Genomic DNA, 6620 nt, shown 5'->3' with positions numbered 1-6620 from the left:
TCGGGGTGGGTGATCAGCTCGCCAACGGCGGCGCGGTCGGTGGTCTCTACCACCTGGACGGCGGCTTCCGGCAGGCCGGTGGCGCGCAGGCCTTCGCGGATGCATTCAGCGATGGCCTGGTTGGCATTGATGGCTTCGGAGCCGCCCCGCAGGATGGCTGCATTGCCGGATTTCAGGCACAGGGCGGCGGCATCGATGGTCACATTCGGGCGAGACTCGTAAATGATGCCGATGACTCCCAGCGGTACACGCATTTTGCCGACTTGAATACCTGACGGGCGGTAGGCCAGGTCGGTGATCACACCGATCGGGTCAGCCAGGCCGATAATTTGTTCCAGACCTTCCACCATGCCGTCGAAACGGTCTGCTGTCAGAGCCAGGCGGTCCAGCAGGGCGGCGTCCAGGCCGTTGCTGCGGCCGGCGTCCAGGTCTTTTTCGTTGGCGCGCAAAATGGCGTCGCGGTGGTCGCGCAGGGCGTTGGCGATGGCGGCTAGCGCCTTGTCTTTGTCGCCGGAGCTGGCGCGAGCCATGGCCCGGGAGGCCTGACGGGCCTGCTCGCCCAGGCGTTGCATGTATTGCTGGATATCCATAATTGTCTGCGGTCAGTTCTCTGCGTTCGATCTGTTGGTGTCTTGCGAGCGGTGAAGCGTTACCTCGCCATTGTGCGGCATAACACCGCTCGGCAGGTAGGGGAAATCCGGTGTTCAGTGGGCCGCTGGCCCCATAGGTTGGATCAGCGGCCAGCCGAGACTGATTTTCGCGCCCGCCAAAGGCGGCATTATAGCGACAACTGGTGCTTTACGCTTGCTCACAAATGGTGAAGAATTGAAATCCTTTGCTACACAGATGCCGTTAAATGGCTGATTTCATTGGTACGTTTGTGCCATTTTGTGTGGTGCAGTTAATGACAGGAACAATACTGTCATAGGTAAAAAGAGAGATCGGCGCCGGGTGCGGACGCTACATAAAACAAGAACAATGTGGGCCAAATGGAGCCAATTACTATGGGCTTTCAGTATCAGGAGTACACCCGTTCCGGGATCAAGGCCGATGCGATTCAACTGTGGGTCGGCAAGTGGCGCATCGATTACCTGGCATTCTCCAGTCCTGCCAACGCACACAAGCCGCCATTGTTGGTGGTAGGCGGGGCTTTCCAGAACTTCACCTCCTACAAGTATTGCGTAGAACGCATCTACGAGGACTTCCCCGTTATCTTGGTGGACTTGCCGTCGCTGGGTAACAACACCCAGATCGCCCCGGATTTGAGCATGGAAGACCTGGCCGATCTGCTCTATGAGTTCAGCTTGCAATCCGGCCTGAGAAAGGTCCATCTGATGGGATTGTCGCTGGGCTCGGCGATTGCCAGCACCTTTGCCTACAAATACCCGCAAGCCACCGACAAGCTGATTGTGGCGGGGATCGTGACGCGCCCGCGCAAGAGCTGGCGCATGCTGGTGGAAGAATCCGTGCGGGTGCTGGAGCAGGGGCGCATGGATGAGTTCAGCCAGGCAGTGGTGCTGTATCTGGTCAACTACGACCGCATGGACGACACTGGCATCAGCCCCACGGCCCGCAAGCTGTTCTACCGCCAGATGAAGCGTTTGTCGGATAACGAGTGCGAGCGTTACAAGATTAACGGTCGGCGTTTGTTGTCTGTGGAAGGGCTGCTTGGTTACCCGGAATGCGACACCCTGGTTACCACCGGTGAGTTCGACAGTTTTACGTTGCCATGGGAAAACGCCTCCTTTGCGGAAAATTGTCCCAATGCCCAATTTACCTTGATCAAGGGGGCCGACCACCTGCCGCAGCTGGAAAAGCGTGAAGTGTCCCTCGACCTGTTTTCGACCTTCCTGCGCGGAGAAACCCTGGAAAACGTGGAGGGCATTCGCCGCTTCAGCAAAGGGGAATACAGCCAGATCGAGCGCCGTCGAGCTGAGCGCCTGGTGCCGTGTAATAACCATGGGCATGTCACCAGCGAATCCCGGGTGGGAGACCGGTTTCGTTTCAACAAGCCAGTCACTGTCGTGGATATCAATTTCTTCGGTTGTCTGTTGAAACTGGATGAACCGGGTTTTTCCCTGGCAGATCACGCGCGCGACTGCACCTTGTATATGGAGAGCCCGGAGCTGAAGCTGGAGTTGCTGGTGTTCGATTATGACGGTGCGGGTTATCTGCGCTGTTTGTTCAAGCACGGCAATATTCAGGCTGCGGAGCGGTTTACCCAGTTACTGAAGCAGGGTGAATATTTTTTGCGTCGTGACCAGGATGAAAAAGTGCGGCGAATCTACGGGTAGTCTGAAAACGTTTTCTTTTCTGCCTCCATAAAAAAAACCGGCATTTAATGCCGGTTTTTTTTATGGAGAGAGCGGTGCATCTCAAGCCGATACCACGCCTTCCAGAATTCGCACCATGGGATTGCCCCGGGTTTGAGGAATGGGGAGTTGGTCGTAATAGTTGGCCGGGTTGTGAATTTTCAGGTCGTCGAAACCCAGTGTTTTAAAGTGGCCGATGGCTTCGTCGTCGGCGTGAAAGTGGAAGCCGACCTGGCTGCGCGACACCGCGCCCAGCATGTTGCCGAGCACTTTCAGGGTGCGGTAGAAGGGCATGCCGCGATAGAGGGGGTAGTTGTCGGTGAGGTATGTGCCCTGAGGAAAGGCTTGCAGGGCGACGGCCAGTTTTTTCCAGAATTCTGAAATGACGTCCAGCGGGAAGTAATTCACCAGCCCTTCGGTAATCACCACCACGGGTTTGCTGTGGTCCAACTGATCGAGCACATGTGCCAGGCCCAGTTCGCCGTCTTCGGCGAAAATATTGATAGGCAACACCCGGTGACGTTCACTGAGCACATCATGTTCCTGCAGCAACTGTTTCTTGCGATGCGCCATATCGGGAAGGTCGGTTTCCAGATAAGTCAGCTGCGGATACTGCTGGCAGAAACGATGTCCCCGTNGCGACAGGCCGCAGGCAATCTCGACGACTTGAGTCACGCCTGCTTCGATAAGCTGGTGTAGGCGGTGATCAATCAAGTGGTGCCGCTGCAGCAGAAAGGTGCGGATGTTGCCGCCGACAATACGCCGCCCGATAAACTCGAAGGGTGCCAGCGCCCCATACAGGAAGGCTCCACCGCGAGTGTGGAAAAACGGGGCGGAAATGCCGTCACGGGTCCAGACATGGCCGGTGTACAGGGCAGTAAAACTGATGGAGGAAGTATCGCGTGGTTCGCTCATTGTTGTTCTGGCCTGACAAAAAAGAAGACGAACAGGCTAGCAGAATGTTGCCATTGGTGGGTGGCATATTGTGCCAATCCTACGAGCTACGATCGTTGGGTAGAGAAAGGTTAGAAAGTTCCCAAGACCTCGGCATTTCTACGAAGCCGCTGTAGGAGTACCTCTTGAGGTGCGAACCGCGCTTGCGCGGAAATCGCCCGTAGGGCGATCAGGAATCTCAGAACTCGACAGGTTTCAGAAAGAACGGCGGATAGATTTTGGCCTTTCTTGCCTCGCTACGCTCTGTTCGTCCCTCAAGAGGAGCGCCTGCAGATAGGCTCCAGCCTGGCAGCGCGGCGTCCTGTAGGGCTTCATGAGGCACAGGGCCTTCTCCGTGTTGCTGCTTGAAGCTTGTCGCTTGCAGCTGTCTTTTTTACCGTTCCATGCTACGAGGTAGCGGGTGTCCAGCCAGGCGCAGGGCCAGGGAAGTGATGTGTTTCCAGGGATCGCCCTTGGCCATTCCCTTGACGCACTGGTCGGCACGGATGGCGCTGGCCTGGGCGATGCGCAATTGTTGCGGGTTAAGGCGCTGGGCCTGGTTTTGCATGGCGCGTACCCGCTGTGGAGGCAAGCGCGGGGGCGGCCCGCCGCCGAGCATGCCGTCGAGCAGGCGGATGTCGCGGCTCAGGGCCCACAGCAGCACCGGGGGCTCCACGCCTTCGGCGCGCAGGGTCTGGATAATGTGCATGACGCGCTGGCTGTCACCCTGCGCGGTGGCCTCGGTGAGGTCGAAGGGCGAGTAGCGACTGGAGTCGCCCACCGCTTGCTGAACGTCTTCCGGGCCGACCTGGCCGTCTTCTACCAGTAAAGCCAGCTTGTCCACTTCCTGGGCGGCGGCCAGCAGGTTCCCTTCACTGCGCTCAATCAGCAGGGCCAGGGCATCTTCGTTGGCGCGCAGGCCACGGCTGGTGAGGCGTTCCTGCAGCCAGTTGCGCAAGCCTTTCCCTTCAACTGGCCAGACTTCGATCACGGCACCCATTTCATCCACGGCTTTGACCCAGGCACTATTCCAGTCCTTGCGGCGGTCCAGCCGTGAGCAGCGGATCAATAACAGGGTGTCACTACTGGCTCCGCCTTTCAGGCCGGCGAGCACATCGCGAAGAATCTGGCTGCCGGTCTTGTCCGGGCGTTTATCGTTGAGTACCAGTTCAAGAATGCGGCGGCCGCCGAACAGGCTCATGCTTTGCGATTCGTTGAGCAGGGCGTTCCAGTCGATACCGGTATCACTGGAAAAACGCTGGCGTTCGTCAAAACCCTGGTCGCGGGCTGCCCGGCGCAGGTCGTCAAGCAGTTCTCCCTGTTGCAGCGGCTCATCGCCGGCCACCAGATAGACGGGCAGCATTGTCGCGGACAGATGCTTGCCAAGCTGCTCAGGACGCAGGCGCATCAGTAGGTCTCCCACCCCTTGGACGCCACGGCGATCTGGTTGATCAGCCGGAAAGTCATGTCTTCATACAGATCTTCACGGACCAGTTGCTCTTCGTCGGAAGAGGCGGTGGCATTTTCCGGGTACCAGGGCAGGCTGCGCAGGGCCATCATGCGTTTGGGGGTGGTCAGCAGAGCGCCGGTTTTTACATCGCGCAAGTGCCAGTAGAGGGTGTAGCGCAATTCGATTTCCGCCTGGCGGCCCTGATCATCCACCGCAGAGGTGCGGCGCATCCACTCTTCATCATCAATGATCAATTCGTAGGGGGATTCTTTGTGCACCAGTACGCCCTGATTTTCCAGTTCGTCTTCCAGGCTGTAGTTCAGCTCCGTGCTGGCGCCAACAAGGGTCAGGCTTTCCATGGTGGGCACGCTGGTGGCGCCGCGTAGCTGCCAGCCGCAGGCCGTGATCAGCAAGGTGAGAAGCAGGGTGGTAATGGCGTTAACGGTAACCCTCATGGTACGCGTGCTCTCTCGGTTGTCTGGCGGGCTGGCGGAGATGGCCTGTGGCCATTTCCGCCCTACGGTATCCGCTGCATTGCAGTGCGCTCAGTTGGCGACGATGTTAACCAGTTTACCCGGCACCACGATCACTTTGCGCACTGTTTTACCTTCGGTGAATTTCTGCACATTGGGCTCGTCCATCGCCAGGGCTTCCACTGATTCCTTGTCGGCGTTGGCGGGCACATGCAGCTTGGCGCGGACCTTGCCATTCACCTGTACCACCAGTTCGATGCTGTCTTTCACCAGCGCGCTTTCGTCCACGGTGGGCCAGCGGGCATCAATCACTGCCTCTTCATGACCCAGGGCCTGCCACAGGCTGTGGCCCGCATGGGGGATGATGGGGGCCAGCAACAGCACGGCCGCTTCCAGGGCTTCGTGTTTTACCGCGGCGCGGTTGTCACTGTTAGCGTCAAACTTGCTGACTTCATTGATCAATTCCATCACCGCGGCAATGGCCGTGTTGAAGGTGCTGCGGCGACCATAGTCGTCGCTGACTTTCTGGATGGTTTCGTGGGTCTTGCGGCGCAAGGCCTTGCCTGCGTCGTCCAGTACGTTCAGGTCCAGTGTGCCGGCATTACCGGCTTCCACATGTTCGGCCACCAGGCGCCACAGGCGCTTGATAAAGCGGAAGGCGCCTTCCACGCCAGCGTCGTTCCATTCCAGAGATTGCTCCGGCGGCGCGGCAAACATCATGAACAGGCGCACGGTGTCGGCGCCGTATTCTTCGATCATTTGCTGCGGGTCCACGGTGTTGCCCTTGGACTTGGACATCTTGGCGCCGTCTTTGAGCACCATGCCCTGACACAGCAGTTGCTTGAAGGGCTCGTCGCAATTCACCAGCCCGGTATCGCGTAGCAACTTGTGGAAGAAGCGCGAGTAGAGCAGGTGCAGGATGGCGTGCTCGATGCCGCCGATGTACTGGTCCACGGGCAGCCAGTAATTGGTGGCGGCCGGGTCCAGCATGGCGGTGTCGCTCTGCGGTGAGCAGTAGCGTGCGTAATACCAGCTGGACTCCATGAAGGTGTCGAAGGTGTCGGTTTCACGCAGGGCGGGCTGACCGTTGAAGGTGGTCTTGGCCCACTCCGGGTCGGCCTTGATGGGGCTGTTGACGCCGTCCATTTCCACATCGGTGGGCAGCACCACGGGCAGCTGATCTGCCGGGGTCGGGTGCAGTTCTCCGTCTTCGGTTTCCACCATGGGGATGGGTGCGCCCCAGTAACGCTGACGGGAGACACCCCAGTCGCGCAGCCGGTAGTTCACTTTCTTTTCGCCCAGAGAACGTTCGCTCAGCCAGTTGGCGATGGCGTTGAAGGCGTCGGCAGAGGACAACCCATCGAATTCACCGGAATGCACCAGGGTGCCTTTTTCGGTGAAGGCTTGCTGGGCCAGATCGATCTGCTCACCGTTGGCGGGTTCAATTACCTG

At 58.6% G+C, this 6620-nt stretch carries 6 protein-coding genes; 1 reads left to right on the top strand and 5 read right to left on the bottom strand.

Features of this window, described 5'->3' with window-relative positions; translation table 11 throughout:
* On the bottom strand, nt 1–590 hold a 590-nt coding region (locus A3754_RS12760; RefSeq protein WP_156496973.1), incomplete at its 3' end, for an aldehyde dehydrogenase family protein.
* A 399-nt stretch (nt 591–989) separates the two neighbouring features.
* Here A3754_RS12760 and A3754_RS12755 point away from each other — a divergent pair.
* Entirely contained in the window at nt 990–2294 is a 1305-nt protein-coding gene (locus tag A3754_RS12755) for an alpha/beta fold hydrolase (RefSeq protein WP_231880613.1), read from the top strand.
* Nucleotides 2295–2375: 81 nt separating this feature from the next.
* Here the strand turns inward: A3754_RS12755 and A3754_RS12750 are convergent, their stop codons facing one another.
* The 4 genes from A3754_RS12750 to leuS all read right to left on the bottom strand — a co-directional run.
* The gene (locus tag A3754_RS12750; RefSeq protein WP_063519995.1) at nt 2376–3227 is read right to left on the bottom strand and encodes a class I SAM-dependent methyltransferase; all 852 of its coding nucleotides are present in this window, start codon (nt 3225–3227) and stop codon (nt 2376–2378) included.
* A gap of 412 nt (nt 3228–3639) precedes the next feature.
* Nucleotides 3640–4653: a DNA polymerase III subunit delta gene (holA, locus tag A3754_RS12745; RefSeq protein ID WP_063519994.1), complete on the bottom strand. Its 1014-nt coding sequence runs from the start codon at nt 4651–4653 to the stop codon at nt 3640–3642.
* Nucleotides 4653–5150 carry an LPS assembly lipoprotein LptE gene (gene lptE / locus A3754_RS12740; RefSeq protein WP_063519993.1) on the bottom strand — a complete coding sequence of 166 codons (498 nt, stop codon included), beginning with the start codon at nt 5148–5150 and terminating at the stop codon, nt 4653–4655. Before lptE ends, holA begins: the two co-directional genes overlap by 1 nt.
* 90 nt (nt 5151–5240) lie before the next feature.
* Nucleotides 5241–6620 (bottom strand): leucine--tRNA ligase (leuS, locus tag A3754_RS12735; RefSeq protein ID WP_063519992.1); only part of this gene is annotated, 1380 nt, incomplete at its 5' end.

The sequence above is a fragment of the Alcanivorax sp. HI0083 genome, assembly GCF_001635175.1.
Note: the sequence above shows the minus strand (reverse complement) of the source record. Positions and strands in the feature narration are given on the sequence as shown.

What these genes read in the sequence shown, in the direction of transcription:
- holA (WP_063519994.1), bottom strand. Translation starts at nt 4,653, where the DNA reads ATGCGCCTGCGTCCTGAGCAGCTTGGCAAGCATCTGTCCGCGACAATG.
- A3754_RS12755 (WP_231880613.1), top strand. Translation starts at nt 990, where the DNA reads ATGGAGCCAATTACTATGGGCTTTCAGTATCAGGAGTACACCCGTTCC.
- lptE (WP_063519993.1), bottom strand. Translation starts at nt 5,150, where the DNA reads ATGAGGGTTACCGTTAACGCCATTACCACCCTGCTTCTCACCTTGCTG.